General features: G+C 68.8%; 23 protein-coding genes. 14 read left to right on the top strand and 9 right to left on the bottom strand.

Features of this window, described 5'->3' with window-relative positions:
• Positions 1 to 3 precede the first annotated feature (3 nt).
• The 4 genes from EOINJALH_RS27800 to EOINJALH_RS27815 form a co-directional block, all read right to left on the bottom strand.
• Positions 4 to 1,047, bottom strand: coding sequence for a zinc-dependent alcohol dehydrogenase family protein (locus EOINJALH_RS27800; RefSeq protein ID WP_404872802.1), 1,044 nt, complete (start codon positions 1,045 to 1,047; stop codon positions 4 to 6).
• Between the two features lie 14 nt (positions 1,048 to 1,061).
• A complete protein-coding gene (locus EOINJALH_RS27805) occupies positions 1,062 to 1,487 on the bottom strand; it encodes an Hsp20/alpha crystallin family protein (RefSeq protein ID WP_088286446.1) in 426 nt (141 codons plus the stop codon).
• Positions 1,488 to 1,620: 133 nt separating this feature from the next.
• The gene (locus tag EOINJALH_RS27810; protein ID WP_088286348.1) at positions 1,621 to 2,442 is read right to left on the bottom strand and encodes a universal stress protein; all 822 of its coding nucleotides are present in this window, start codon (positions 2,440 to 2,442) and stop codon (positions 1,621 to 1,623) included.
• A gap of 36 nt (positions 2,443 to 2,478) precedes the next feature.
• Positions 2,479 to 2,793, bottom strand: coding sequence for a DUF2934 domain-containing protein (locus tag EOINJALH_RS27815; RefSeq protein ID WP_088286350.1), 315 nt, complete (start codon positions 2,791 to 2,793; stop codon positions 2,479 to 2,481).
• 237 nt (positions 2,794 to 3,030) lie between these two features.
• Between EOINJALH_RS27815 and EOINJALH_RS27820 the strand changes: the two genes are divergently transcribed.
• Complete coding sequence (locus tag EOINJALH_RS27820) at positions 3,031 to 3,714, top strand: dienelactone hydrolase family protein (RefSeq protein ID WP_199873490.1); 684 nt, start codon at positions 3,031 to 3,033, stop codon at positions 3,712 to 3,714.
• A gap of 38 nt (positions 3,715 to 3,752) precedes the next feature.
• Here EOINJALH_RS27820 and EOINJALH_RS27825 read toward each other — a convergent pair whose 3' ends face one another.
• Positions 3,753 to 4,475 (bottom strand): response regulator transcription factor, encoded by a 723-nt coding sequence (locus EOINJALH_RS27825; RefSeq protein ID WP_234414077.1) that lies wholly within the window; start codon positions 4,473 to 4,475, stop codon positions 3,753 to 3,755.
• Between the two features lie 560 nt (positions 4,476 to 5,035).
• Here EOINJALH_RS27825 and EOINJALH_RS27830 point away from each other — a divergent pair.
• Positions 5,036 to 5,908, top strand: coding sequence for a Crp/Fnr family transcriptional regulator (locus tag EOINJALH_RS27830; RefSeq protein ID WP_158219925.1), 873 nt, complete (start codon positions 5,036 to 5,038; stop codon positions 5,906 to 5,908).
• A 235-nt stretch (positions 5,909 to 6,143) separates the two neighbouring features.
• Positions 6,144 to 7,820 carry a bifunctional aminoglycoside phosphotransferase/ATP-binding protein gene (locus tag EOINJALH_RS27835; protein ID WP_088286354.1) on the top strand — a complete coding sequence of 559 codons (1,677 nt, stop codon included), beginning with the start codon at positions 6,144 to 6,146 and terminating at the stop codon, positions 7,818 to 7,820.
• Between the two features lie 64 nt (positions 7,821 to 7,884).
• Here EOINJALH_RS27835 and EOINJALH_RS27840 read toward each other — a convergent pair whose 3' ends face one another.
• Positions 7,885 to 9,036, bottom strand: a complete 1,152-nt coding sequence (locus EOINJALH_RS27840) for a GNAT family N-acetyltransferase (RefSeq protein WP_158219926.1) — start codon at positions 9,034 to 9,036, stop codon at positions 7,885 to 7,887.
• On the opposite strand from EOINJALH_RS27840, the gene EOINJALH_RS27845 reads away from it, so the two are divergent.
• The 7 genes from EOINJALH_RS27845 (at position 9,017) to EOINJALH_RS27875 (ending at position 15,626) form a co-directional block, all read left to right on the top strand.
• Positions 9,017 to 10,633, top strand: coding sequence for a lipopolysaccharide biosynthesis protein (locus tag EOINJALH_RS27845; RefSeq protein WP_088286452.1), 1,617 nt, complete (start codon positions 9,017 to 9,019; stop codon positions 10,631 to 10,633). The two genes, EOINJALH_RS27840 and EOINJALH_RS27845, sit on opposite strands and share 20 nt — an antisense overlap.
• A 136-nt stretch (positions 10,634 to 10,769) precedes the next feature.
• Positions 10,770 to 11,030: a hypothetical protein gene (locus tag EOINJALH_RS27850; RefSeq protein WP_199873491.1), complete on the top strand. Its 261-nt coding sequence runs from the start codon at positions 10,770 to 10,772 to the stop codon at positions 11,028 to 11,030.
• Entirely contained in the window at positions 11,017 to 11,883 is an 867-nt protein-coding gene (locus EOINJALH_RS27855; protein ID WP_088286360.1) for an aminoacyl--tRNA ligase-related protein, read from the top strand. Before EOINJALH_RS27850 ends, EOINJALH_RS27855 begins: the two co-directional genes overlap by 14 nt.
• Positions 11,880 to 12,791 carry a diiron oxygenase gene (locus tag EOINJALH_RS27860; RefSeq protein WP_158219927.1) on the top strand — a complete coding sequence of 304 codons (912 nt, stop codon included), beginning with the start codon at positions 11,880 to 11,882 and terminating at the stop codon, positions 12,789 to 12,791. The genes EOINJALH_RS27855 and EOINJALH_RS27860 overlap by 4 nt, the downstream gene beginning before the upstream one ends.
• Positions 12,788 to 13,822 (top strand): hypothetical protein, encoded by a 1,035-nt coding sequence (locus tag EOINJALH_RS27865; protein WP_088286364.1) that lies wholly within the window; start codon positions 12,788 to 12,790, stop codon positions 13,820 to 13,822. Before EOINJALH_RS27860 ends, EOINJALH_RS27865 begins: the two co-directional genes overlap by 4 nt.
• Entirely contained in the window at positions 13,819 to 14,817 is a 999-nt protein-coding gene (locus EOINJALH_RS27870) for a nitronate monooxygenase family protein (RefSeq protein ID WP_088286366.1), read from the top strand. Before EOINJALH_RS27865 ends, EOINJALH_RS27870 begins: the two co-directional genes overlap by 4 nt.
• A complete protein-coding gene (locus EOINJALH_RS27875) occupies positions 14,814 to 15,626 on the top strand; it encodes a class I SAM-dependent methyltransferase (RefSeq protein WP_088286368.1) in 813 nt (270 codons plus the stop codon). Before EOINJALH_RS27870 ends, EOINJALH_RS27875 begins: the two co-directional genes overlap by 4 nt.
• Before the next feature lie 26 nt (positions 15,627 to 15,652).
• Here EOINJALH_RS27875 and EOINJALH_RS27880 read toward each other — a convergent pair whose 3' ends face one another.
• A complete protein-coding gene (locus EOINJALH_RS27880; protein WP_158219928.1) occupies positions 15,653 to 16,708 on the bottom strand; it encodes a GNAT family N-acetyltransferase in 1,056 nt (351 codons plus the stop codon).
• Between the two features lie 368 nt (positions 16,709 to 17,076).
• Here EOINJALH_RS27880 and EOINJALH_RS27885 point away from each other — a divergent pair, with 368 nt between their 5' ends.
• The 3 genes from EOINJALH_RS27885 to EOINJALH_RS27895 all read left to right on the top strand — a co-directional run bounded on the left by EOINJALH_RS27885 (position 17,077) and on the right by EOINJALH_RS27895 (position 21,935).
• Positions 17,077 to 19,194, top strand: a complete 2,118-nt coding sequence (locus tag EOINJALH_RS27885; protein WP_088286372.1) for a M1 family metallopeptidase — start codon at positions 17,077 to 17,079, stop codon at positions 19,192 to 19,194.
• A gap of 155 nt (positions 19,195 to 19,349) precedes the next feature.
• Complete coding sequence (locus tag EOINJALH_RS27890) at positions 19,350 to 21,467, top strand: AsmA family protein (RefSeq protein WP_144290206.1); 2,118 nt, start codon at positions 19,350 to 19,352, stop codon at positions 21,465 to 21,467.
• A 153-nt stretch (positions 21,468 to 21,620) separates the two neighbouring features.
• Positions 21,621 to 21,935 carry a hypothetical protein gene (locus tag EOINJALH_RS27895; RefSeq protein ID WP_088286376.1) on the top strand — a complete coding sequence of 105 codons (315 nt, stop codon included), beginning with the start codon at positions 21,621 to 21,623 and terminating at the stop codon, positions 21,933 to 21,935.
• Between the two features lie 175 nt (positions 21,936 to 22,110).
• Here the strand turns inward: EOINJALH_RS27895 and EOINJALH_RS27900 are convergent, their stop codons facing one another.
• Positions 22,111 to 22,470 carry a hypothetical protein gene (locus EOINJALH_RS27900; RefSeq protein WP_088286378.1) on the bottom strand — a complete coding sequence of 120 codons (360 nt, stop codon included), beginning with the start codon at positions 22,468 to 22,470 and terminating at the stop codon, positions 22,111 to 22,113.
• Positions 22,471 to 22,756: 286 nt separating this feature from the next.
• Between EOINJALH_RS27900 and EOINJALH_RS27905 the strand changes: the two genes are divergently transcribed.
• Positions 22,757 to 23,764: a PHB depolymerase family esterase gene (locus EOINJALH_RS27905; RefSeq protein ID WP_088286454.1), complete on the top strand. Its 1,008-nt coding sequence runs from the start codon at positions 22,757 to 22,759 to the stop codon at positions 23,762 to 23,764.
• Between the two features lie 163 nt (positions 23,765 to 23,927).
• On the opposite strand, the gene EOINJALH_RS27910 is transcribed toward EOINJALH_RS27905, so the two are convergent.
• Positions 23,928 to 24,857 carry a YicC/YloC family endoribonuclease gene (locus EOINJALH_RS27910; RefSeq protein WP_234414078.1) on the bottom strand — a complete coding sequence of 310 codons (930 nt, stop codon included), beginning with the start codon at positions 24,855 to 24,857 and terminating at the stop codon, positions 23,928 to 23,930.
• Positions 24,858 to 24,859 lie beyond the last annotated feature (2 nt).

The raw sequence follows: 24,859 nt of genomic DNA on the forward strand, positions 1-24,859 counted from the left end.
CGATCAGCAGCGCAGCACGGCGGCGCCGGTGAAGCGGCCTGCCCGCAGGTCGTCCAGCGCCTGGTTGGCCTCGGCCAGCGGATACGTGTGCACCTGCACCTGCAGCGGTTGCTCGGCGGCGACGCGCAGGAAGGCCTCGCCGTCCCGGCGTGTGAGATGGGCCACCGAGACGATGCGCCGTTCGCCCCACAGCCAGGCGTAGGGGAAGCCCGGGATGTCGCTCATGTGGATGCCGGCGCACACCACCATGCCGCCGGGGCGCACGGCCCGCAACGCCTGCGGCACCAGCGCGCCCACGGGCGCGAACAGCACCGCGGCGTCCAGTGGCGCGGCCGGCATCTGGTCCGAGCCGCCGGTCCAGGCCACGCCCAGGCGCCGTGCCAGCGCCTGCGCCGCCAAGTCGCCGGGCCGGGTGAAGGCATGGACCTCGCGGCCCTGGTGGACGCCCACCTGGGCGATCAGGTGGGCGGCCGCACCGAAGCCGTACAGGCCAATGCGACGGGCGTCGGGGCCGGCGGCGACATAGGCCCGCCAGCCGATGAGTCCGGCGCACATCAGCGGAGCGGCCTGCACGTCGTCGTAGCCGGGCGGCAGCGGGAAGACGTACCTGGCATCCGCCAGCACCTGTTCGGCGAAGCCGCCGTCCAGCTGCCAGCCCGTGAATCGGGCCTGCGCGCACAGGTTCTCGCGGCCGACGCGGCATGGCTCGCACTCGCCACAGGTCCAGCCCAGCCAGGGCACGCCGACCCGCTGGCCGATCACCAGGCCGGTCACGCCCGCGCCGAGCGCGGCCACGTGCCCCACGATCTCGTGGCCCGGCACCACCGGGTGAGGCGGGAAGGGCAGGTCGCCATCGGCGAGGTGCAGGTCGGTGCGGCAGACGCCGCAGGCGCTCACCCGCACACGAACCTGCCCTGCGGCGGGCAGCGGCGGCTCATCGTGCCAGACCTGCCGCAGCCGGCGCCCCGGGCCATCGAGGACCATCGCCGACCAGCGGCTGACGCCACCCGCCGGCGCCGACGGCACTGCGACGCTCGGCAGGCCCATGGCGGCCACAGGCCCTAGGCGATGGTGATGCGCTTCTGCGTCGCCGGCGAGCGCTTCGGCAAGGTCAGTTGCAGGACGCCGTCCTGGTACCTGGCCTCGACCTTGGCCTCATCCACCGTGTCGGCCAGCGTGAAGCTGCGGCTGGCGAAGCCGTACTGCCGCTCGCTGCGCAGCACGCGCTGGCCTTCCTTCTCTTCCTTCTCCTGCTTCACTTCCGCGCTGATCGTCACCTGGTTGCCGTCGATGCGAACGTCGATGTCTTCCTTGCGCACCCCCGGAATCTCTGCCTTGACGGCGTAGCTGCCATCGGCCTCGCTGAGGTCGATGCGGATCTGCGGTGCGCGCTCGGGCCCTTCCAGGCGCCAGGGCCGCAGCAGGTTGAACAGATTGCCTTCCAGCGGCTCGAGTTTGAACAGGTCATTGACTCTGAGGTCGTTCATGTCGATCTCCTGGTGTGGGTGGTCACTGATCCGGGCCGATGCCACTGCAGGCACAGCCCGCTGCGTCAGCATCGTCGATCGGAGCTACCGTGCGTTGAGCGCACGCAAGCACCCAGCGCCGCAGCGCGGGCGGTCAATGCACCATCAGCACCGGCAGGGTCATCGAGCGCAGCACGTCGCGCGACGTGCCCCCGAGCACCCACTCGCGCATGCGGCTGTGGCCGTAGCAGCCCATCACCAGCAGGTCGACGCCGTGGTCGGCGGCGAGGTTCAACAGGCCGTCCCCCACCTCGCCCGGCCCCAGGCAGTGCGAGCGGATCGGCGCGGTGACACCGTGCAGGCCGAGCCAGTGCTCGACGGCCGCGGTCTGGTCGTCGTCGTTCGGATCATCGCCAGCCTGCGCGGCCAGGTGGACCTGCCGGGCCCGCCGCAGAAACGGCAGCGCGGCGCTGACGGCACGGGCCGCTTCCCGCGTGGGTTTCCAGGCCACCAGCAGGTCGAAGGCATTCGATTCCACCGAACCGCGGTTCGGTACGACCAGGGTCGGCTTGCCACTGTCCAGCACGAACGACGGCACCAGGCCGGGTGGCAGGGGACCGGTCAGCAGGTCGTTGTCGTCGTCCTGCCCGAGCACCACCAGATCGCAGGTGAGCGACTTGCGCAACAGTTCCCAGTAGGGGGTGGTGCCGGCGTCGAGCCACTGCGCGTCATGGGTTGCCGTGACCCGTGCGAACAGCGTGCGCGCGCGGTCGCGCTGGGCCGTCTCGAGTTCCTCCAGCGCCTGGGCGGCCGCGGCCATGCCGTCGCCGGTGGCCCAGGGGGTGCCCAGCAGCGTGGGCAGCACGGCGTAGATGGCCGTCAATTCTGCGCCGTGGCGCAGGGCCAGACGCAGCGCCCAGGCCAAGCGGACTGCCGCGCGCGGAGAGGCATCGAGGTGAACGAGGATGCTCTTCATCGCGGGCCCGGAGAGGGCGTCGGCCCCGGCGGTTGCTCAGGCCTGCAGGGCGCGCGTGACATCGCCGTCCGCGGCCCGCGCCTCGGCGGCGCGCAATTCGGCTTCGGCCTCCAGCCAGTCTTCCATCGAGCGTCCTTCGATGCAGCCATTGCGCTCATACAGCGCGTACGCGCGCTGGCGGATCAACTCTTCCCGCGAGGGCGCTTCGATCAAGGCCAGGCTCGGCGGCGATTCCAGGGCCAGGGGCCGGTCGGGCGCGGGCAGCGAAGCCTTTGCCGCCGTGCGGCGCGCGGTGCGTGCCGTGGCAGGCGCGCTCGCCTTGGCAGTGTCGGTGCCGGTGTGTTGCCTCATCGTGTGTCTCCTGGTGGGTTCGTCGGGCGGACCGCCTCGCGCGATCGACGCTGCGGACGGACGTGCCGACGCTACCCTGTGCGCTCCGGCGCATGTTGCGTCAGCTCAACGGACCTGCGCATGGCCATGGTGCGGCCGCTGCCACAGGGCTCGGACGCGCGCCGGAACTGCCGATGCTGCACCGATCGTTGAGGCCGCTCAACGCGCAGACACCGCCCGGCGACACGATGCGCCATCGTGGGCATTCCGGGTTTGATTGCGAACGCATTCGTTACCGAGGTCACCATCGGTGACGGCGGCTTCGCCGCCGAATTGACCCGACCCGAGGGTGCACAGGGACTGGTGTTGCTGGTGCATGGCGTGGGCAGCGATTCGCGCAGCCCGCGCAGCGACCTCGTGGTGGGCTTGCTCTACGAGCATCGGTTCGCCACGCTGCAGTTCGACCTGCACGACCCGAACCCTGCCGATGACGTGGCCGATGCGCCCGTCGCCGAACTCGGGGAGCGCGTGGTTCAGGCGCTGGAATGGACGCAGGCGCACCGTGACCTTGCGGGACTGCGGTGTGGCCTGTTCGGTGCCGACCGGGGCGCTGCGGCAGCGCTGGTGGCGGCCGCGGCCCGGCCCATGCTGGTGGCCGCGCTGGTGACGCGAGGCGGGCGTCCGGACCTGGCCGCCCACGTGCTGGACCGGGTGGCCGCGCCGGCGATGCTGATTGTCGGGGGCCATGATGCGGAGGCGCTCGATCTCAACCGGGCGGCACTGCGCCGCCTGACGGGCCCGAAGCGACTGGAGGTCGTGCCGCGTGCGACCCACCAGTTTCAGGAACCCGGCGCGCTGGTCACCGCGGTGGAGCTCGCGGCCTGGTGGTTCGGCCTGCACCTGGCGACCGGAGACCGGCCCGCCGGGTCGTCCGCCCATTGATCCTTGTGATGCCTCCCGCTGGCATGCCGTGCCGTCAGTCAACCCGCGAGCCCCGCCCCGCGCGGCGGAACGCCCATGTCGCCCGGCAGCAGGCCTTGTTCGAGCCCATAGCGCACCAGCGCTGCCGTGCTGCCGAGCTGCAGCTTGTCCTGGATGCGGGACTTGTGCGTGCTGATGGTCTTGATCGACAGGTTCAGGGCGATGGCGATCTCGGTCGGACGCTCGCCGGCGACGATGCGCTTGAGCACCTCGAGTTCGCGGTCCGACAGCGCGGCGTGCGGCGCCGGCCGCGATTCGCGGTTGAGCTCCTGCACCACGCGCTCGGCCAGGCTGGGTGTCACGTAGGCGCCGCCGCCAGCGACCTTGCGCACGGCATGGACCAGTTCGGTGGCGGCGCTGTCCTTGGTGACGTAGCCGTTGGCACCCGCCTTGAAGGCGCGCATGGCGTACTGCTCCTCGGCATGCATGCTGAGCACCAGCACCCGCACCGCCGGGTACTCGGCGCGGATGCGCTGGATCAGGTCCAGGCCGCTCATGCCCGGCATCGACAGGTCGACGACGGCCAGGTCGAAGCGTTGCCGGCGCAGGCAGTCCAGCGCCTGGTACCCGGTCCCGGCCTCGGTGACGGACCAGTTCGTGTCGGCGGCCGACAGCACGCGCTTGAGGCCGTCGCGCACGATGGTGTGGTCGTCCACGATCAGCACCTCGAGCCCGGGCAAGGTCGTTTGGGTCAGGGTGTCCTGCTCATCGGTCATCTGCATGATGGTTCTCCGGTTCGCCCTGGTGCAGCGGCGGTCTCGCCGTCGCCTGCTCCCTTGTGCAGCGCCCGGGCACGGGTGCCCGGCGTTGCGCTCCGCAGGGCCGGTGCCCGCACCAACCCGGCGGGCCAGCGCGCCGTTGGGCGCCGGATGCCAAGTGGGTGTGGGGGTCTCGGCTCATGCGTTGGTGGTCTGCCCGCTGCCCGCGTCCGGCGAAGAGCGTGTCTGGGCCGGAGAGCGTGCGCGACGGTCTGCGGGTCCTGGTGTCCCGCCGTCGCCATCGGCGCGGCAGGTGGACCGGGCCCTTCGACTCGATCGTAGGACAGGGTTGGGGGTATCGCGCGCCGGTGAGCGACACCGGCTTGTGCTGAGTCAAGGCCCGGTGCGCCACCCAGTGCGCTGCCCGGCCAAAGGTCACGGCCATCTATCGGAATATTCCGAACGCATTGAGAAAACTCCGACGAAATGGCGGGAAGGCGGCCGATATGAGGCAGGCACCTGCCGGCGCAACACTCTCCACTGCGGGATCTGCCGCAGCAAGACTGACTGATCGGAGTGGGCGAATGCCTGAGACCACACTCTCCTCGGCGCTTTCCTTGGGCGCCGCGGTGCCTGCCAGCGGGGCAGGGCAACCGACCACGTCGATCGACATCCTTCGCCTGATGGGCGTGGTGCCGCAGGACACCTGGGCGGCCGAGCAGGTGCCCGCTCCACTGAGGCGCCTGCGCGCAGGCGACACGCTGTTCCTGGAAGGTGCGCGCGCCGACCTGATCTACATCGTCCGCGCGGGCACCTTCAAGACCACCTGCACGGCCGAAGACGGCTATGAGCAGGTGCTGGGCTTTGCCGGCCGTCGCGAGGTGCTGGGCTTCGACGCCATCTGCATGGGCCAGCACCCCACGTCGGCGATGGCGCTCGAGCCGTCCAGCGTCTATGGCCTGGCGGTGCGCGACGTGTTCGCCGCAGGCCAGCGCGTGCCCGAACTGGATCGCATGTTGCACCTGGCCGCCAGCCAGGGGCTGCGGCACCGTGGGCAACTGGTCGACGTGATGGCCGCCGTGGCAGCCGAGGTGCGCCTGGCGCGGTTCCTGGTGCACTGGTCGCAGCGCATGGCGGCCGTGGGTGAATCGCCGCGGCACTTCCACCTGCGCATGGCGCGTCGCGACATTGCCAGCCATCTGGGCGTGGCCCACGAGACGGTGAGTCGATCGTTCGGCGCTCTGGCGGCCTGGGGCTTTCTGCGGGTGGCCAATCGCGACATCGAGATCCTGCGCATGGAAGAGCTCGTGACCTTTTCGCGCAACACACGCCGGCCCTCGAAGGAGGTGGGCACCTTCGCCCATTCGCACGTGCCGGCAGCCCACGACAACGTCACCGTGCTGCGGCGGCCGACCGAGCTCGAACGGGCGCCGGGCCAGCGGGTGGCGTCGCACTAGTGCAGTGTTCGATACTGTGCAGCACTCAAGAAAACCGATGGATTGTCGTCCTGGCTAGGCGCAAACCACAGCGATGCCCAGTGGCATCGCGAGGATTTGCAACAACGCCAGGGCGGCAAAGACGCGGTTTTGTGTGCTGCACAGCGTCGAACACTGCACTAGGCCACGGCACGCCGGTCCACCGGTTACCCTGTGCCCGGCGCGGCCGCCACCGCCGCGAACGAGGGCACCCGAGATGTCGCCACCGAGCGAGCACCCGACGCGGCAGACCGGCGTCGAGCTGACGCTGGCGCAGCAATCGGCCATGGTCGATGCGCTGCAGGCGTCGCTGCAGGCGGAACATCGCGACGAACCCGTGCAGCGCTACGAGACGCACATCTCGTTCGTGCTGGTGGCCGGGGGGCGGGCCTACAAGCTCAAGAAGGCGGTGACGCTGGACTTCCTGGATTTCGGCAGCCTGTCCGAGCGCCACCGGCTGTGCCTGGAAGAGCTCAGGCTGAACCGGCGGCTGGCGCCCTCGCTGTACCTCGACGTGGTGCCGGTCACCGGCACCTGGCAGCGGCCCCGGTTCGGTGGCGACGGCCCGATGATCGATGCCGCCGTGGCGATGAGGGCGTTCCCGCAGCAGGGGCTGTGGGACCGCATGGCGGCGAGGGGCGAACTCCACGGAGCGCATGTCGACGCACTGGCGGCGCAGTTGCTGGCCTTCCATCGCGAGGCGGCCGTCGCCGGCGCGCAGGGTCCACTGGGCCATGCCGCGCAGGTGCGCCAGCCGATGCTCGACAACCTTCAGGCCCTGGCTGCGTCGGCGGACGCTTGCCTTGGCCCGACGCTCACGCCGGCGGCATTGGCCGCCTTGCGCGAATGGGAGGCCGCGGAGTTTGCCGCGCTGGCCCCGGTGTTCGAGGCGCGGCTGCACGACGGGTTCGTGCGCGAGGGCCATGGCGACCTGCACCTGGGCAACGTGGCGATGGTCGATGGCCGCGTCACGGTGTTCGACTGCATCGAGTTCAACGAGGCCTTCCGCTGGGGCGACGTGGTGGGCGAGATTGCCTTCCTGGCGATGGACCTGCATGCCCACGGCCTGCCGGCCTTGGCCCATCGCTTCGTCGATGCCTGCCTCGAAGGCAGCGGCGACCACGCCGGTGCGAGGGTGCTGCGCTGGTACCTGGTCTACCGTGCGCTGGTTCGCGCCAAGGTGGCGGTGCTGCGTGCAGGCCAGCAGCACGGGGGCGACGACGGCGCGGTGCAGCGCTACCTGGCCCTGGCCGCCGGCTGGTGTCGGGCCCCAAGGCCGGTGCTGATGATCACGCACGGCTTTTCCGGCTCTGGCAAGACCACCGGCGCGCAGGCCGTGCTCGAAGCCATCGGCGCCGTGCGCATCCGCGCCGACGTGGAACGCAAGCGCCTGTTCGGCCTCGGGTCGCTCGACCGCAGCGGCTCGGCGCCGGGCGCCGGGCTGTACTCGGCCGAGGCGACGGCGGCCACCTATGCGCAGTTGCTGGCCCGGGCCCGCCCGGTCCTGGCCGGGGGACACCATGTGATCCTCGATGCCGCGTTCCTGTCGGCTGCGCAGCGGGCCGACGCGCAGCGGTTCGCCAGCAGCCTGGGCGTGCAGACCGTGATCCTGTCGTTCGAGGCCGATGTCGACACCTTGCTCGCTCGCCTGCTCGAACGCACGACACGCGCCGACGATGCGTCCGAGGCCGACGCGCAGGTGCTGGCGCTGCAGACCCGGACGGCGCAGCCGTTGAGCGACGAGGAGCGCATGCGGACCGTGCCCATCGGCTCGGGTGGGGTCGACGGGACGGTGCTGGACGTGCTTCGGCTTCGGTTGGCGTTGGCTGTGGGCGTCGACCACGGCGCACCGGTTGCCCTCATGCCCTGCGGCCATCACCCACCCGGTGGATGAGCCGGTGATTCTTTCGAGGTCGGCCGCCCACCTGAGCGAGACCTTGCACACGCCGACAGGTCGATCACATCGCGCCCATGCGACGGATGAACTGGATCGTGCGATCGGGAAGCCAAGCCCGAGCCTGCCTGCGAAGGCTTCCCATCAGGACCGGCAGACCGAGGCGAAGTGCGTTCTGTGCCGTGCGTGGACCGAATGCTGCGTTGTGGCATCGCTTCACGTGGGCGTTCCACTGCAGCTTGTGGGGGCTTGCCCCGGCCAGAAAGTCATAGCTGACGATCCCTTCGCGAACCGCCTTCCTGAGGACCATCGCGCGCAAGCCGATGCCCACACTTTCGGAGCCGAGGTGGGGGTCGAACCCTTCCTGCAGCAGGTACAGCGTGTTGCGGTACTGGAAACACAACTGACACGCAGCGATCTGACTGTCGCGCTCGAGCATGTCGAAGGCAAGCCAGCCCTGCTCCAGGAAGAGGCGGGTGAATTCCTCGTAGAACTTCCGCTTTTCCGGGTGACCGAATACACCTGGCATGCTGCGGACGGCCCATCGCCGTCCGTGAAGGTCGAACAGGGCCCGCAGCGCTGTGTCGAGAGACGCTGGGTTATCCACTGATCGCAATCGCCAGCCTCCCGATTCGAGTTGCCGCAAGGTGGCGCGCACCTTGGTTCGAAACCGCGGCTTCAAGGACGCAAGGTACGCGTCCCATGAATCCGGGAGATCGGTCACTGTGCAGTCGATCGAGTCCAGCCGAGACATCACTTGCCGCATCCCTGTCATGCGGCGCACCCAACGCAGCGTGGGCGAAGTGCCGGGGATGGTCGCGAACTGGAGCAGTTTCCACCCGGTCATTGCCCCATTGAGGTGAGACCACAGCGCGTCGAGGATCTCTTCCTCTCGACCCGCCTTCAGGATCGCGTCGAGGTAGTCGCTGTCGCCAGAGGCATCCCCGATGAGCCGGAGGGTCCGGACTCCCTGCAATGCGCTGGGGCGCCGGGCGGACATGTAGCAAGGCAGGACGCCGATCAGCACGCCCTCCTCGTCGTGCACGGTCAGGATGTAGAGCGTGTCGTCGTCGCTGGCGTAGGTGCTCCACCAGGCGAAGAGCCACTCCCAGGTCAGGAAGATGGTGTCGGACGCGCTGCAAGACAGCAGGGCATTCCACTGCAATCGGAGCCTGGCGAATTCGCCGATGCTCTGAATGAGCTGGATGTTTGTCATCGGGCGCATCTCCTCGCACGCGGATGGCAGCGAATCCGCCTCTGCGATTCGACGTTCCCTGCCGGGTCAACACGGCATGCTGCCTTCGCAACTTCAGCCGCCATTGCGTGTGATCAACGGGCGCGGGTCGTTGCCGCGGTCTCATCGCCCGGTGAATTCGGTTCACCGATCACTTGCCTATTCAATAGGCGGCAACTATTTCGGGCTGGTTCTGCAACTGGCCAGCGCGATGGTGCTGTCAAGGCTGCTGGCGCCGGCAGAGATCGGCGTGTTCGCGATAGCCGCGGCCATCTCGGGACTGGCGCGCGCCGCACGCGATTTTGGTGTGGGTGAGTTCATCATCCACCGCGAGCAACTCACGGAGCGAGACCTTCGCGGAGCGTTGGCGCTGAGTCTGGCCGCCTGCTGGGGGTTGGGTCTGCTCATCGCTGCGTTGTCGCCGCTGGCGGCGCGCTACTTTCGCGAACCTGGCATTGGCGAGGTGATGCGGGTGCAAGCGCTCAGCTTCGTGCTGGTGCCGTTCGGAGCGGTGACGATGGCCTGGTTCCAGCGCCAGTTGATTCCACAGCCGCAGTTCGTGGCCAGCATCCTGGCCGACATCACCAGCTTCGTCGTGGCGGTGGGCTGCGCCTTGCAGGGCCTTGGCCACATGAGCATGGCATGGTCGTCGCTTGCGGGCGTGGCGGTGACTGTGGCCGCGTCAGTCTGGTATCGGCCGAAGTCGTTGCCCTGCTGGCCTTCGCTGGAAGGCTTGCGTGACGCGTTCGAGTTCGGCAAGTACACCGGCGGCGTCAATCTGCTGGTTCAGATGGCCCGCAGCGCGCCTGAACTCATCCTCGGCAGGGTCCTCAACGTGGAGTCGGTGGCGCTGTTCAGTCGAGCCAATGCGCTGGTGGAACTGTTCCAGAAGCTGGTTGTCCGTTCGATTCAGCCACTGACGCTGCCGATCTTTTCGCGCAGCCAACGCGAGAACGGGAGTCCGCTGGCCGCCTATCTCAGCAGCGTGGCCTATGTGACCGTGCTGGGTTGGCCGCTGCTGGGTTTCCTGGCGCTCACCGCGCCGGCAGCCATCCGCCTGGTCTACGGGCCACAGTGGGGCGGTGCGGTCGACCTGTCCAGGGTGCTGTGCGCCGCTGCGGCAGTGGAACTGGTCCATCGCTTCGGCAGGGAAGGGGCGCTGGCACGTGGCCGCAGCGGCGAGGCCAATGTCACCTCCGTGGCGCTGCAGTCCGTGAGGGTGTTGGGATTGTTCGCGGCGGTCCCGTTCGGACTGGAAGGTGCGTGCTGGGGATTGCTGGCGGCGGCCCTGGCAGGCGCGCTGATGCAGCAGGTCACGCTCGCACGAACCCTGGGTCTGCGCGTCGGCGATCTGGCACGGTCGTGCGGCAGAAGCCTCGTGGTGTCCGTGGTCAGTTGCTTCCCACTGGCCACGTGGTTGGTCGTCGACCCTCCGTCGGAGCCGGACTACCTTCTTGCCCTTCTGGCGGGGGCCTTGCTGACTGCCATCACGTGGTTGCCGTGCCTGTTCCTTGTGCGGCATCCTCTCACGGCGGAAATCCGGGTCCTCCTTGTCCGTCGCTGGCGGCCGCAGGCCTGATGGCGAAGCCTCCCAAACGTGGCGCTTGGGGCCTCGCTGCATCGCGCAATTGGTTGAGTTGACTCATTGCTTCGCTGCAGGCAGATCGTAGACTTTTCGTCATGGCTTGGTCACAGGGCATTGGAGGCGGGCGTCCATGGATCGACCGAACGAGTCTTTGAAGGAGATCCGCCTCTGGATTGCCGCAAGGCATGAAGGCATGGACCAGTCGACGCTGGATCTGGACCTCGATCTGATCGAGCATCGATTGATCGATTCGCTGGACTTCGCAGAGTTCCTGTTCGTCCTCGAGGAGATCGCGGGACGAACGATCGATCTGGGAACGGTCGATCTCGACACGTTCCGCACTCTGCGAACCATTCAGGCCCGTTTCCTGGACACACATGTCGACGCTTGAAAACAGCGGGCCGGCCGATCAAGGGCTGCAAACACTCGACGAGTCGCAGTTGACGGTGTTGCGACGCATTGACGAGGTGTTGCGGCTGGCAGGCCGGCAATGCGGGGCGAAAGAGATCGGATTCCCCTCACTCAGCAGCGTCGAGTCATTGAGCAAGATCGACTACTTCCGCAACTTCCCGCACCTGGGTCTGGCCGTCGCAGCGCTGCGTGCCGACAAGGTTTCCGCATTGGCGGCCGATGCGGCGGGTACAGGGGATTCGTTCGAATCCGATGCGCTGGTGGCGCCGCGCTATTTCCTCCCGTCCGCAGCCTGCTATCCGATCTACGCGCACTTGCGCGACAGGGAACTGGTTGATGCGGAGCGTGTGACCACGGTCCAGCGCTGCTTCCGGAACGAGGAGCGCTTCGAGGGCCTGGCACGCCTGCTGGCCTTCACGATGCGCGAGGTGGTGGTGGTGGGTGCGCAGGCTCAGGTGCGCGAGTTTCTCGAAGAGCGCAAGCGCTGGGTGCAGCGTTTCGCCTCGGGCCTGGGTCTGGACCTTGCCGTGCAGGTGGCCACCGACCCCTTCTTCGAGGCCGGTGGCCAGCGTGCCCGGATGCAGCAGTTGTTCCCGGTGAAGGAGGAGTTCGTGTTCGATGGCTCTGTGGCAGTGTCATCGGTGAACTTTCACCGCAACTTCTTCGGACAGCGCTGGAACATCCGCACGGCGGACGGCGAGTTCGCGTTCTCTGGTTGCGTCGCTTTCGGGCTGGAGCGATGGCTCCATGCACTGACGCGCCGCTGGTCCGGCGACGCAGGCGCTATCCTCGAGATGCTCGACGGCAGTCCGGTGGGGACGGCATCGACATGACCCTCGATCGCGCACTTCAAGGCCCGGACGCACTCGAGGATGTGGCTCGCCGCCTCGTGCGCGTGTCGGAGCATCGTGCCGCGCCGCCGTTCTCTCGGATCGATTTCCCTGGTGCCCTGGACCCGACAAGACCGGTCTTCCCGAGCGACCTGATCAGCCTGTACGGGCATCCCGTGCTGGAGACGATGCCCGAGCCTGTCCGCTGGCAACTCGGGCTGCTCGAGACGGTGAATTTCTTCTCGTTGAACATCCATGGCGAGCAAGCCTTGGTCGGCGTGCTGGCCGAGAGGTTGTACCGCGAGCGCAGCACTGGTGAGTCATCCGAGGTCAGCCGCTACCTCCAGCATTTCATCCATGAGGAGAATGCCCACACCTACATGCTGGCTGAGTTCTGCCACAGGTACCACGGCCGGGTGATGCCAGAGGTGGTCTTTCGCTTCGAGGCGCCGAAGCTGTCGCGCAAGGGCAATGACCTGCTGTTCTTCTCGCGGGTCTACGTGCTCGAGACATTTCTCGATTTCGTCAACCGCCGGGCCATGCGGGACGACACGCTCGAACCCACCGCGCGCGCCATCCACCGCTCACATCACATGGACGAGACTCGGCACATGGCATTCGACCGCGCCATCATCGCCAGGCTGGCCGCGGAACTGCGTACCGGCGGCGCCGTTGCTGAACTGCAGGCGATCGCGTCACTCATTGCCGGCTATGCCGACTACGCCTTTTCGCGGCTCGTCAATCCGCGGGTGTATCGGGCGCTGGAACTGCCCAACCCGCTGGAGTTGATGCGCAGTGCCGAGCAGTCACCGCATCGTGCAGCGCTCAAGGCCCGCTGGTGGTCCCAGCCATTGGCCTTCTTCTGCAAGAGCGGTCTGTCTCCGACCACGTTGGGTGTCGCTCCCGCATGAAGGTTGTCCCCTTCACTGCCGACCATGCTGAGACCTTGATCGCAGGGCTCGACAGGGCAGGCCTGGATGCGCCGCTGTTGCGTGTCGAACCCTTCATGCGGCATTACTACCTGTCCAGCCCGGATTGCCAACTGCTGCTGTTGCTGGATGACGATGACCGCATCACCGCAACGCTGGGCTCAGAGCGGGTGCGTTTGCGCATCGGCGGCAATCTGCTCGATGCAGCCGTCATCTCCAGCACGTTCTCGCTGTCCCCGGGCGCATTTCCGATGCTGCTGATGCAGTGGATGAGAAGCACCGAACTGGGTGTGGCGTTTCCGGGCAACCCGTTGCTCCAGGCCATGTTTGCACGGCAGCGGCGGTGGGTTGCTGTCCCCGGCCTGCGCAGGTTCTGGCTCAATTGGGGTTACCCGGTGAGTGCCGACGATCCTGGCTGGAAGCAGCACCTCAAGCCGCTCGCACGATGGATCAGGCGGGTGGACGCCTCCAGGTTCGAGGATCGTGTCAGGGGCCTCGCGCCGGCCGGACTGAGCCTGCGGGAAGAGGCTCGATTCGACGACACCATGGTGCCCACCGCCGCCGCTTTCGGCCTTCGAATCGAGCCTGGAGCGGACTACTTGAACTGGCGATTCGACACCACGCTGGACCATGTCAAGCACCGCATCTTCCGCATCGAGCGCGAGGCGAGATCCGTTGGCCACGTCGTGATCTCGGAATGGGCACACTGTGTGAACGTTTCGCATTGCGACGCTGAAGATGCGCACACGCTGGTCTGTGCAGTGCTGATGGCCGTCAGCCGCGTCAACCAGGGTGAGGATCGGCATCGGGCCGTCATCCTGACATCCATGCACGCCGGCATGCAGCCGGTGCTGGCGCAGTTCGGATTCTCGCCCGCGCCGGCCGATTCGCCGATGTACTTGGCGGCCTTTGGATCCCATGGCCTGCCCATCGATCGTGGCGACGATTGGCTGGTCAATCTCGACCTGGGTGACGGGGGCATGTTCCAGGGCATGTTCTACCGGCCATCATGAACGCGCTGGCACAACGGCTGGGCATCGAGTTTCCGCTCATTCAAGCCGGGATGGGTGGGATCGCCGGGGTCGAACTTGCCGTTGCGGTGGCTGATGCTGGCGCGGGTGGCGTTCTCGGCCTGTACAGGTCGGCGCCCACAGTCATCACGGAGTTGATTGCGCGCGCGCGCCGATTGACCACCCGGCCCCTCGGCGTGAACCTCATACCCGAACTGGTGGGCGAACGGGCGCTTGCCGGTCAGATTGCCGCTGTCCTGGAGGCAAGCGACCCGAGCCTGTTCTTCACGTTCTACGGATTGCCTGACGCGCACGCCGCGGACACCGTCAAGGACGCTGGCCGTGCACTCATGGTCATGGTCGGCGACATCGAGGCGATGACCGCAGCCGAAGCCTTGGGGGCCGACGCGGTGATCCTTCAAGGCATTGAGGCTGGTGGGCACCTCCTGGGCTCGCAACGGCTCGACAGCCTCGTCGACGAGGCCCTTGCCCTGGGCGGCGCTCTGCCGCTGGTTGCCTCGGGCGGCATCGCCAGCGGTGCACGCTTTCGGGCGCTTCACGAGCGCGGGATTTCGGGGTGCCTGTGCGGCACCTTGTTCGTGGCCACTGTGCAGAGCATGGCGCACCCCCTCTACAAGGACAAGCTGGTGGCTGCCGGGCCGCAGGACACGGTTGTCACTCGAGTCTTCGACATCGGCTGGCCGGATCGCCGCCACCGCGTGCTTCGCAACAAACTCACCGCGCTTGGCGGCAAGGTGTTGCCGAATCGGTTCATCGCATGCTCGACGGTGAACGGCACGCGGCACCCGTTGCCGCGCTACAGCGCCATGGTGCCTGGCCGGCTGACCGAAGGCGCCATCGACGAGATGGCCATGTACTGTGGCGAGTCGGTCTCCGGCGTGGACGCCGTCGTCGATGCCGGCGCGCTCGTGGAGCGCTTCGTCGAAGAGTTTCAAGGACACCGGGCCGCCGCCCAGGCCGAAGGAGTGGGGACATGATGCACTGGAGTCCGCAACTCAAGGCGATGGTCCGCCGGATCGTTCGTGGCCGTGACGGCGTGCTCGCGGATGGCGAGTTCGCAGTGCCAGATTGGGATGCCTACCAGATGGACATCCACCGCCCGTTCGATCCGATCGAGGCGCCAGATGTCGAGCACCGGGTCGTCCGTTCGGCGCTGGCCGCGCTGGTGGAGTCGGGCATCCTGGCCAGTGCAGACTACGACACGCAGCGCTTCGATGCCATGCGTGCGATCGTTCGTGAGCGTTTCGATGTTCCCTGGACTGCGATCACTCCGCGAGTGCAGCGTCTCATCTACGCCATCAACGCGATCCATCGGCCCGCCGTGATGGTGGCTGCGGGCATCTTCTGCGGCAATACGTTCATCAGCAATGCGGGTGCCGCCATCGGACCAGGAGCGGTCTACAAGGCCCGAGTGCTCGTCGGCCTCGAGATCGACCCGATCGAGGCGGCGCGAGCCGAGCGCAACGTCCGCGCCATCGACGACTCCGATGCTGTCCGCATCGTGGCCGCGGATGCAGTGGCCTTCTGTGCCGGTTTCGCCGATCCCATCGACTTGCTGTACCTCGATGCCGATGATGCCAATGGTCGCGGCAAAGCCATCTACGTGGACATCCTGAATGCGGCCTGGGGCAAGCTGCAACCGGGCGGCCTGCTGCTGGCCCACAACAGCGTCAACAATGCTTCGCAGATGCAGGACTACTTCGCCTTTGTCCGCGACCCTGTCAACTGCCGCGCCAGCGTCAACGTCGTGCTGGATGGCGAGGGTCTGGAGGTGTCGGTTCGATAGCTTCCGCGGTTGTCGATGGCCGCGTCTCACAGGGCCGGGCGATCGTGCACCGGCAGGGCTGACTGGTCGGGCGACAGCACGTGCGCCTCGATGGATGGGCGATGCCAGCGGCGCACCCACTGGCGCAGTTGGTCGACCATGAGCCATCGAAAGCAGTTCACGTGGAAGAATCGGCGCCGACGGGCCGTCCACAACGAAGTCCATGGCATGAAGGTGCCGTAGTACTCGCACCGGGACAGGTCACCCTGCTCGAAGTGGCGCTGCAGTGCGTGGTACTTGAGGATCGTCGAAGGCGACAGGCCGCGGACGGACTCGTCGTAGGTCGTCTTCAGCAGCACCTCGACACCGTCGGCGGCAATGCACAGGTCGATCGCAACCACCCGGTCGCCGAACCACAAGCGGTAGGCGGTGCCTTGCCCGTTGCTGCAATAGTCCTCCATCACGGCACGATAGAAGCATGCCTGTGGTGTGCCGCTGGCCAGGGCGGTGCCGCCGGCGGCTTTCCAGCCGGAGCTTTCGAGTCGGGCGTAGTCGTCGATGGCCCCAGCCATGTCGGCCGGGTCCGTCAGGACCTCGAGCCTCGGCGGGGCCTCTTGCCGCCGCAGGCGGGACAACTGCGTGCGCAAGTTCTGGCGCAGATGGGGACTTCTGGTTCGCCAGTACGCGTCGAAGTCGCCCCGGATGTCGATCCAACCGCTGTCGAAATGGTCCATGGACCGAATGCCGTGGCCGTCATCGGGCCGCGAGAACAGCGATGGATCCTGCTGGGTGATGGCCAACATCAGCGGGACGCCAGGCAAGAGATCGAACACGCCGCGAGCGGTTTCGGCGTAGCCGAGTCCGGGCCGCATCAGCCATGCCCCGAGCGGCAGTTGCGAGGGTTGGAAGGTGTGCCAGCGTCCCCAGGCGTCCGACGTCAGAACGGCCATCGCGACCGACTCGCCGGCGGGGCCTGCGATGGCGATGCGTTCCCGGCCGGTGCCAAAGAACTGCAGCGCTCGTGCGACGAAGCGCGACTGCAGGAACGGTGGGGCCTGGCAGGCACGATGAAGGCGGTCCCACGCGCTCTGCCAGGCCGCCATCGGCTGAATCGGCAGGACGGTCCACGGCGCGGAGCTTGTCATGTGAAACGCACGGCAGCAGGTGTGGCGGCAAGTCTGCCCCGCGCACCATGGCGACGGTTGATTGCCCTCAATGGCCTCCGCTTCGCGGCACAGAGTGTCTCCCTTGGGGGGCATTGGGTTGGCAAGGCGCTGGCATCATGGCCTGCATGCCAGCCTTTGTCTCGATGACCAACGCGCTCGCGCGACCTGCAGCGACCGCCCTCCAGCCAACGCTCTCGCCTACCCTTTGCCCGAAGTGGTGGTGGGCGTTTGTGTTCCTGTTGTCGTTGTGCCTGGCGACGGGAGGGGTATCCGCCCAGGCCTCTCCGCTGCCACCGGCCCCCGCGGTGGTTCACCATGACCTGCGCGTCGTCATCGATCCGGCCAACCATCGCCTGCGCGTGCGCGATCGCGTGCGCATCCCGGCGTCGCTGGTCGACGAGCACCTCACGCTCACGCTGCACGCCGGGCTTGCCCTGCAGCCGGTCGCCGGCGGCCTGGTCCTCGTCCGGATGGGCGCAAGCACCGAGGGTGCCGGCGTCGGCCTGGACCGCGAGGACCATGCGCGCCGCGGTGGCGTCCCGGTGGCCATGTACCGCGTGCAAGGCGCCGTGCCGGGGCGCGAACTGGTGGGTGAGATCGCCTACGAGGGCGTGGTCCACCACCCGGTGGCGCAGCAGGGCGCGGCCTACTCACGCGGCTCGGCGCAGTCGCCGGGCCTCATCGAGCCGCGTGGCGTGTTCCTGGCCGGCGCCACGCACTGGGTGCCGCAGGTGGGCCATGCGCTGATCACCTACACGCTGCAGACCGACCTGCCGACAGGCTGGAAGACGGTGAGCCAGGGGCAGCGGGGCGAGGTCGCTGCAGGTGCGCCCGACCGTGCGTACGAGCTGTGGACGGTGCCCACGCCGACGGAAGAAGTGCACCTGATTGCCGCGCGCTTCACCGAGTATTCGCGCGACGCTGGGGGCGTGCAGGCCCAGGCCTTCCTGCGCACACCCGATGCCGCGCTGGCCGATCGCTATCTGGGCGTCACCGCGCAGTACCTGGCGCTGTTCAGCGGCCTGCTGGGGCCCTACCCCTACCCGAAGTTCGCGCTGGTCGAGAACTTCTGGGAGACCGGCTACGGCATGCCCTCGTTCACGCTGCTGGGCGAGCAGGTGATCCGCTTTCCGTTCATCCTGCATTCGTCGTACCCGCACGAGCTGCTGCACAACTGGTGGGGCAATGGCGTGTACGTGGACTTCGCCACCGGCAACTGGTGCGAGGGCCTCACGTCCTATCTGGCCGACCACCTGATTGCCGAACAGCGCGGTCAGGGTGCCGAGCACCGGCGCGACATCCTGCAGCGCGTGAGCGACCACGTGACGGCCGACAACGACTTCCCGCTGTCGCGCTTCCAGGGCCGAACCGACGCCGTGACCGAGGCGGTGGGCTATGGCAAGACGGCAATGATGTTCAATATGCTGCGCGAGAAGATCGGCGACGCACGGTTCATCGAGGGCTTGCGTGCCTACTACCGCGAGCATCGCTTCACCGTGGCCGGCTTCGACGACCTGCGCCGCAGCTTCGAGGCCGCTGGCGGACAGCCACTGGGCCCCTTCTTCGACCAGTGGGTGCGACACCCCGGGGTGCCCGAACTGCAGCTCGAAGCCGCCACCGCCAGCGGCCAGCGGCTCGAGCTGACCCTGGCGCAGGTGCAGCGCGGGCGGAGATTTGCACTCGACGTGCCGGTGGCCATCCAGACCGACGCGGGAATCGAGTTGAAATTGGTGTCCATGCCGGCCGACCAGGCCCGCGTGAGCGTCGGGTTCGATCTGTTGGCACCGGCCCGGCGCGTCGAGGTCGACCCTCAGTTCCAGATCTACCGGCGCCTGAATCCGCTGGAGACGCCCCCCACCTTGTCCAAGGCCTTCGGCGCCGGCCGGGTGCTGATCGTCACCCCGGCGGAGGGCGCCGACACCTATGCCGGACTGTTGAAGGCCTGGCGCAAGCCGGGGGTGGAGGTCGTCGTCGACAGCGCGCTCGAGCATCTGCCAGCCGACCGCGCCGTGTGGGTGCTGGGTGCACGGAACAAGTTCGTCGGTGCTGTGGCGGCTGGCCTGGACGCGCCGGCGTCGCTGCGGCAGGGCGTGCTGCAGGTGGGCGATGCCCGCCACGGCCCCGACACCCGGGGCATGGTGGCGGCCGTGCGCCACCCGCGCGATCCGGCCCTGGTGCGGGTGTACCTCAGCGCGCCCAGCGAGGCCGCGGCCGCTGCGATGGCACGCAAGCTGCCGCACTATGGCAAGTACTCGTGGGCGGTGTTTGCCGGCGACGAGGCGGCCATCGAGGCGCGCGGCGAATGGCCGGTGCACGACACACCGCTGGCGCGCAGCTTGGTGCCCGGGGCCGGTCCCATCCGGCTGGTGCCACGTCCCGCGCTGGCCGCACCAGCAGCAGCCGCGGCGTCGGTCCGGCCGTGACGGCCGGCCTCGCCCGCTGGCCTCAGGCGGGCCAGGGGGTGCGCCGCCAGCGCGCGGGCCGAGCGCGTGGGCTGAGTTCGCTGTAGGAAACCGCCGACAGCCGATGCCGTCGCCGCCCGACGCGTCGGCCCCGCCGTGCATGTGACCATGGGGCGATGAGCCCAGGCATTGCGAGACCCGTCCGCTGGACCGTGCTGGCCGCTGCCTTCGCCGCCGTCGTGATCGTGGCCTTCGGGCTGTGCGAAGCCTTGGGCTGGCCCTTCCTGGCCGCGTCCATGCAGCGTTGGGTGGGCGACACGCTGCAGCGACGTGTCAGCCTGAGCGCTGACCCGGCCATGCCCCCGAAGGCCATGATCCGTCTGCTCGGCGGCATCGAAGTCACGGCGCCCTACCTCGAGGTCGGCGCGCCGGCGTGGAGCGCGGCGCCACACACGCTGGTGGCCCGCGACGCACGCCTGAGCCTGGGCTACCTCGACCTCTGGCGCGCCGGGCGCGGCCAGCCCCTGCACGTTCGCGGCTTGCAGGCGCAACGGCTCGACGCCCACGTCGAGCGACGGTCGGACGGCCGCGCGTCCTGGCAGTTCGGCCGCGGAACCGAGGTGCCCGACACCGCCGAGCTGCCGTCGCGCAGGCCGACCTTCGGCCACCTGCAGGTCGATTCGGGCACCGTGGCCTACCTCGATGCGATGACGGCGGTCGACGTGCAGGCCAGGTTCTCGCTGGTCGATGGCCCCAACGCCCCGACCGAGGTCATTGGCACTCCCGGTCTGCGGCAGGGCCTGCAGGTCACCGCCCGCGGCACCTACCGCCAGCAGCCGTTGACGCTCGAGGCGCAGGTGGCCGGCGTCCTGCCGCTGCTGGGTGACCAAGCGGCGGTGGTGGCCGTGCCGGTGTCGGTCGATGCGCACATCGGCCGCGCCAGGCTGAGCTTCAAGGGCACCGCGACCGACGCGCTGCGCCTGTCGGCCTTGCAGGGGACCTTCAGCGTGCAGGGCCCCTCGCTCGCGGCGGTGGGCGATCCGTTGGGGGTCACGCTGCCGACGACGGCCCCGTTCCGCGCGGAAGGCCGGCTGGCCCGGCAGGGCCGGGTCTGGAGCACCGTGCTCGATGAGGTCCGCATCGGCGCCAGTCGCCTGGCGGGCGCCTTCACCTACGACCCGCAACCGCGGGTGCCGGTGTTGGCCGGCCGACTCACCGGCGCCAGGCTGCAACTGGCTGATCTGGGGCCGGCCTTGGGCGTGCCGGTGCGCACGGCCGCGGCGCCGGCAGCCTCTGCCGCGTCGCGGTCCACCGCCCGGCCGGGCCGCACCTTGCCGGACCGCGAGTTCGACCTGCCCGCGCTGCGCGCGATGAACGCGACCGTGCTGGTCGCCATCGACATCGTCGACCTCGGCAGCGGCCTGCTCGAACCCTTGAAGCCGCTGCGGGCCTTACTGGTGCTGACCGATGGCGTGCTCGTGCTGCGCGACCTCGACGCGCGCACCGGCCAGGGCCACCTGGGGGGGCGCTTGCAGTTCGATGGACGCGCCGCACAGGCGCAATGGACGGCCGATCTGCACTGGGACGGCGTGCGCCTGGAGCGCTGGGTGCACCAGGCGCGCGCCGCCAATGTGCCACCCTATGCCACTGGCGCGTTGACCGGGCGGGCCCGCGTGGCCGGGCAGGGCAAGTCGACCGCCGCCATCCTGGGCAGCCTGCAGGGCGAGGTGCGCCTGCAGGTGGTGAACGGCACCATCTCGCACCTCGTGGTCGAGGCGGCGGGCCTGGACATCGCGCAGGGCCTGGGCGTGCTCTTCAAGGGCGACGATGCCCTGCCCATCCTGTGCACGGTCGCCCACCTGACCGCCGAGCGGGGCGTGCTGCGGCCGCGCGTCATGGTGCTGGACACCACCGATTCGACACTGTGGGTGGACGGGTCGATGTCGCTCGCCAACGAGGCCATCGACCTGCGGGTGATGGTGAGCCCGAAGGACTTCAGTCCGCTCACGCTGCGCACGCCCATCCACCTGCGCGGCACCTTCGCGGACCCCAGCGTGTCGGTCGACAAGGGCAAGTTCGGCACGCGCCTCGGTGCGTCGGCCCTGCTGGCCTTCATCAACCCGCTGGTGGCGCTGATCCCGCTGATGGATGTCGGCACCAGCGACGAGGCGAAGCGCAGCGTGGACCAGTGCCGCGCATTGACCGGCCGCAAGGCGGGCCTCCCCGCGCTGCCGGCGCCGGACAAGGGCGCCCGGTCGGCGCCCAGGCCGGTGGCGGCGGCGCCGGTGCGCTGAGCGTGGCGATGTGGGTGCACAGGCCGGCCTGGGTGCGTGACGACGGCGCGATGGGGGCAGACGGCGCGCCCAGCACGGGTGCGGCCGTGTCCTACTGCAGCGTGTTCTCGCTGGCGCCCTTGCTGATGACCGTGATCTCGGTCGCGGGGCCTGGTGTCGTGGTTCGGCGCGGTCGGCTCGCTGATCGTGGTGTCCGACTGGGTGTGCTGGTCAGCGCAGATCTTCCTGATCGGGGCAGCGTTCACGTTCGCCCATGCCAGAACGATCGGCTCGATGCGCGACCTGCCGGCGGAACGGCCGGTCGCTGCGGGCGAGCGCGCAGCGGGCGTCGTCATGGCGTCCGCCAAGGCGATCCGTCGGCCGACCGAGTTGGCTGCGTCGGCGCGGCGCTTGCTGCCCCTGCAGCGATGCGGCCTGCCCAGGCCGCCGGCCCCAGCCGCCACTGGCCTCGGGCGGCGACGCCGTTGAGGCCGCGCCTGCGGCCCAGGCCATCGGCAGCGGTAATCGGGCTACGGGACAGCGTGCTGGCCAGCAGCCTCGTGATCTCGTCCTAGGGCCGTTCCGGGCCCGAATCGAGGATCAGGGCCCGGCGCAAGGCTGCCAACCGATGGCTGTCGAGTCTCACGCCGGGCCCCTCGGTCGATCAGGCGCTTTGGCGAGCGCGGCGACCGGTGGCTGCTGCGTCGATCACGTCGTCGGTGGCGTCCTGCACCTGGCGGGTCATCGCGGCCTGGCCTTGGCTCATCAGTGCCATGCTGCTCTGGCTGAGTTCGGTGAGGAACTCGGTGTAGTTCTTCAGCATGCCTTGCATCATGTGCGTGAACGCACCGGACTGCACGAGCTTCATCGTCGACTCGGTGGCCTGCTGGAACAACTGGCCCGCGTTGGCGCTGGCCTGCGATGTCACTTCGGGCGATGTCGCGAAGCGGCTGAGCAATGCCATGTTGGCCTGCGCCAATTTGACGAAGGGTTGGGTCTGGGCTTGCATGACGTGGTCTTGCATGGTGAATCCTTTGGGTGGGTGATGCAGAGTGGCTTGCACCACGGGACGCGGTGCCTCTGCATCGATGGCGGCCCTGCCGGCCAAGCCCCGCTCCCGCAGAAGTCGGTGATGGATGGGCGGGCGCCAGACAGCCACTCGGGAACGGAGCGGCCGGGCGATGGCGCGTGTGCACGGGTTGGTGCAGGTCACGCACGATGAGTATGGCAGTTCGCTTATCCCTACAACGCGAAGACTGCAATAGAGTGCAACCCGCTCATGCCCGCGCTCTGGACCCAGAATGCAGCTGATGAAGAAGCGATTGCGCAAGTCGGCCTGGGCCAAGACCTTCGAGCGCAGCGTCGCCGCGATGACGCGGATGGCCACCGCGTCGGGCACCCGTGTGCTGGCCAAGGCGCTGAAGCCCGCGGTGGCCCGGCGGGTGCCGCCCCCAGGGGCGGGCACGTGGATCCCTGGCGTGGCCCTGGGCGCCATGGGTGCGAGGCGCTTCCGCCTGTACCGTCCGCCGGGCGTTGCCCCCGGTGAACGGCTGCCGTTGATGGTGATGCTGCACGGCTGCGGCCAGGACGCCAACAGCTTTGCGGCCAGCACCCGCATGAACCGCGTGGCGATGCGAGAGCGCTTCCTGGTGCTCTACCCCGAGCAGGACCGGCTGGCCAACGGCCAGGGCTGCTGGAACTGGTTCGACACCGGCAGTGGCCGCGCCTTTGCAGAGGCCGCCCTGATCATGAAGGCGATCGACCAGGTCTGCCTGCTGCACCCGGTGGACCGCACCCAGGTGGCGGTGGCCGGCCTGTCCGCGGGTGCGAGCATGGCCGCGCTGCTGGTCACGCGGCACCCAGGCCGCTTCAAGGCGGTGGTGATGCATTCGGGCATCCCGCCGGGCACGGCGCACTCGGCGATGTCGGCGCTGGGCGCCATGCATGGCCATCGCGCCACCAAGCCGCTCGCCGCCACGCCGGGCGCGATGCAGGCCCACTGGCCGCCCCTGCTGGTGATCCATGGCGACGCCGACCACGTGGTCTCGCCCCACAACGGCCAGGCGGCAGCGCAGGCGTGGGCGCAGGCCGCCGGTGCGCGCGCCAGCGCGGCGCGTAGCGTGCGACGAGGCCGGCGCTACCCGATGTCGGTCACTGACTTCAAGTGCAAGGGCAGCACCGTCGCCACCTTGGTGGCGGTGGACCGGCTGGCCCATGCGTGGAGCGGCGGCGCGGCGAACCAGCCGTTCAGCGACGGCCAGGGGCCCGATGCGTCGCGCATGGCTTGGGCCTTCGCGGCCAGGCAGTTCCGCGCGTGAGGCGGCCAGACGGTCGAACGCCCAGGCAAGGGCAGCACCGGCCACGGATGTGGCAAGGGACCCCTTCCGGTACACGGCGTGTCGCCTGGGCTGCATGGCGACAGCCGGCACTGCCCGATCCGGTACACGCCGGGGCGCCGCCCGGCGGCGGCCCCCTTGAACTTCACTCGATGTTCTGCACCTGCTCGCGCATCTGCTCGATGGCGACCTTCATCTCGACCGAGACGTTGGTGAGTTCGAGCACCGACGACTTGGCGCCCAGCGTGTTGGCTTCGCGGTGCAGTTCCTGGATCAGGAAGTCGAGCCGTTTGCCGAGCTCGCCGCCGGCGGCCAGCAGGCGGGTGATCTCGTCGAGGTGGGCACGCAACCGGGCCAGCTCTTCGGCCACGTCGATGCGCAGCGCGTAGGACGCGGCCTCGCTGAGCGCGCGGTCGCGAAGAGCCTCGGCCGAGAGGCTGCTGCCAGCGCCTGCGGAGGACAAGGCCTCCTGCCAGCGCTCGAGGAATCGCTGTTGCTGACGCTGCACCACGGCGGGCACCAGCGGCACGGCCTGAGCGGCCAGTTCGCGCAGGCGGGCGATCCGCTCGGTGAGGATGTCCACCAGCCTCGCGCCTTCGCGGGCACGGGCCTCGCGCAGGCCGTCGATCGCCGACCGGGCGGCCTCCAGGGCCACCTCGTCCAGCCGCTCGGTGCCGGCGCCGATGCGGCACCAGTTCAAGGCTTCCTGCACGCTGAGCGGCCGCGCGTTGGGCAGCCAGGACTGGACGGTGGATTCGAGCCGCGACAGGCGGTTGAGCTGCTCGCTCTGCGGTTGCGGCCAGGCCGTGGCCACGTCGGCATGGGTGCTCAGCCGCAATTCCACCTTGCCGCGGCGCACGGCGGCGCCGACCATTTCGCGCAGCGCAGGCTCCAGGCCCCGCAGTTCGTCAGGCAGCTTGAGGCTCAGGTCCAGGAAGCGGCCATTGACCGAGCGCACATCGACCGTCACGCCGCCGCCTGCGGCGGATGCCGCGGCGCCTGTGGCGCCTGCGCCCGGCGTCGGGGCGGCACTGGCGCTCGCAAAGCCGGTCATGCTGTAAACTGATTTGGTCATTC

Origin of the sequence: Ideonella sp. A 288, assembly GCF_002198735.1 — a bacterium.
GTDB lineage: Bacteria > Pseudomonadota > Gammaproteobacteria > Burkholderiales > Burkholderiaceae_C > Pseudaquabacterium.

Bases quoted from the DNA above. Each gene is read 5' to 3' on its own strand.
- EOINJALH_RS27805 (WP_088286446.1), bottom strand. From the start codon at position 1,487: ATGAACGACCTCAGAGTCAATGACCTGTTCAAACTCGAGCCGCTGGAA.
- EOINJALH_RS27830 (WP_158219925.1), top strand. From the start codon at position 5,036: ATGCCTGAGACCACACTCTCCTCGGCGCTTTCCTTGGGCGCCGCGGTG.
- EOINJALH_RS27910 (WP_234414078.1), bottom strand. From the start codon at position 24,857: ATGACCAAATCAGTTTACAGCATGACCGGCTTTGCGAGCGCCAGTGCC.
- EOINJALH_RS27825 (WP_234414077.1), bottom strand. From the start codon at position 4,475: ATGCAGATGACCGATGAGCAGGACACCCTGACCCAAACGACCTTGCCC.
- EOINJALH_RS27850 (WP_199873491.1), top strand. From the start codon at position 10,770: ATGGATCGACCGAACGAGTCTTTGAAGGAGATCCGCCTCTGGATTGCC.
- EOINJALH_RS27835 (WP_088286354.1), top strand. From the start codon at position 6,144: ATGTCGCCACCGAGCGAGCACCCGACGCGGCAGACCGGCGTCGAGCTG.
- EOINJALH_RS27900 (WP_088286378.1), bottom strand. From the start codon at position 22,470: ATGCAAGACCACGTCATGCAAGCCCAGACCCAACCCTTCGTCAAATTG.
- EOINJALH_RS27875 (WP_088286368.1), top strand. From the start codon at position 14,814: ATGATGCACTGGAGTCCGCAACTCAAGGCGATGGTCCGCCGGATCGTT.
- EOINJALH_RS27840 (WP_158219926.1), bottom strand. From the start codon at position 9,036: ATGACAAACATCCAGCTCATTCAGAGCATCGGCGAATTCGCCAGGCTC.
- EOINJALH_RS27845 (WP_088286452.1), top strand. From the start codon at position 9,017: ATGAGCTGGATGTTTGTCATCGGGCGCATCTCCTCGCACGCGGATGGC.
- EOINJALH_RS27860 (WP_158219927.1), top strand. From the start codon at position 11,880: ATGACCCTCGATCGCGCACTTCAAGGCCCGGACGCACTCGAGGATGTG.
- EOINJALH_RS27880 (WP_158219928.1), bottom strand. From the start codon at position 16,708: ATGGCGGCCTGGCAGAGCGCGTGGGACCGCCTTCATCGTGCCTGCCAG.
- EOINJALH_RS27905 (WP_088286454.1), top strand. From the start codon at position 22,757: ATGAAGAAGCGATTGCGCAAGTCGGCCTGGGCCAAGACCTTCGAGCGC.
- EOINJALH_RS27865 (WP_088286364.1), top strand. From the start codon at position 12,788: ATGAAGGTTGTCCCCTTCACTGCCGACCATGCTGAGACCTTGATCGCA.
- EOINJALH_RS27870 (WP_088286366.1), top strand. From the start codon at position 13,819: ATGAACGCGCTGGCACAACGGCTGGGCATCGAGTTTCCGCTCATTCAA.
- EOINJALH_RS27855 (WP_088286360.1), top strand. From the start codon at position 11,017: ATGTCGACGCTTGAAAACAGCGGGCCGGCCGATCAAGGGCTGCAAACA.
- EOINJALH_RS27890 (WP_144290206.1), top strand. From the start codon at position 19,350: ATGAGCCCAGGCATTGCGAGACCCGTCCGCTGGACCGTGCTGGCCGCT.
- EOINJALH_RS27810 (WP_088286348.1), bottom strand. From the start codon at position 2,442: ATGAAGAGCATCCTCGTTCACCTCGATGCCTCTCCGCGCGCGGCAGTC.
- EOINJALH_RS27815 (WP_088286350.1), bottom strand. From the start codon at position 2,793: ATGAGGCAACACACCGGCACCGACACTGCCAAGGCGAGCGCGCCTGCC.
- EOINJALH_RS27800 (WP_404872802.1), bottom strand. From the start codon at position 1,047: ATGGGCCTGCCGAGCGTCGCAGTGCCGTCGGCGCCGGCGGGTGGCGTC.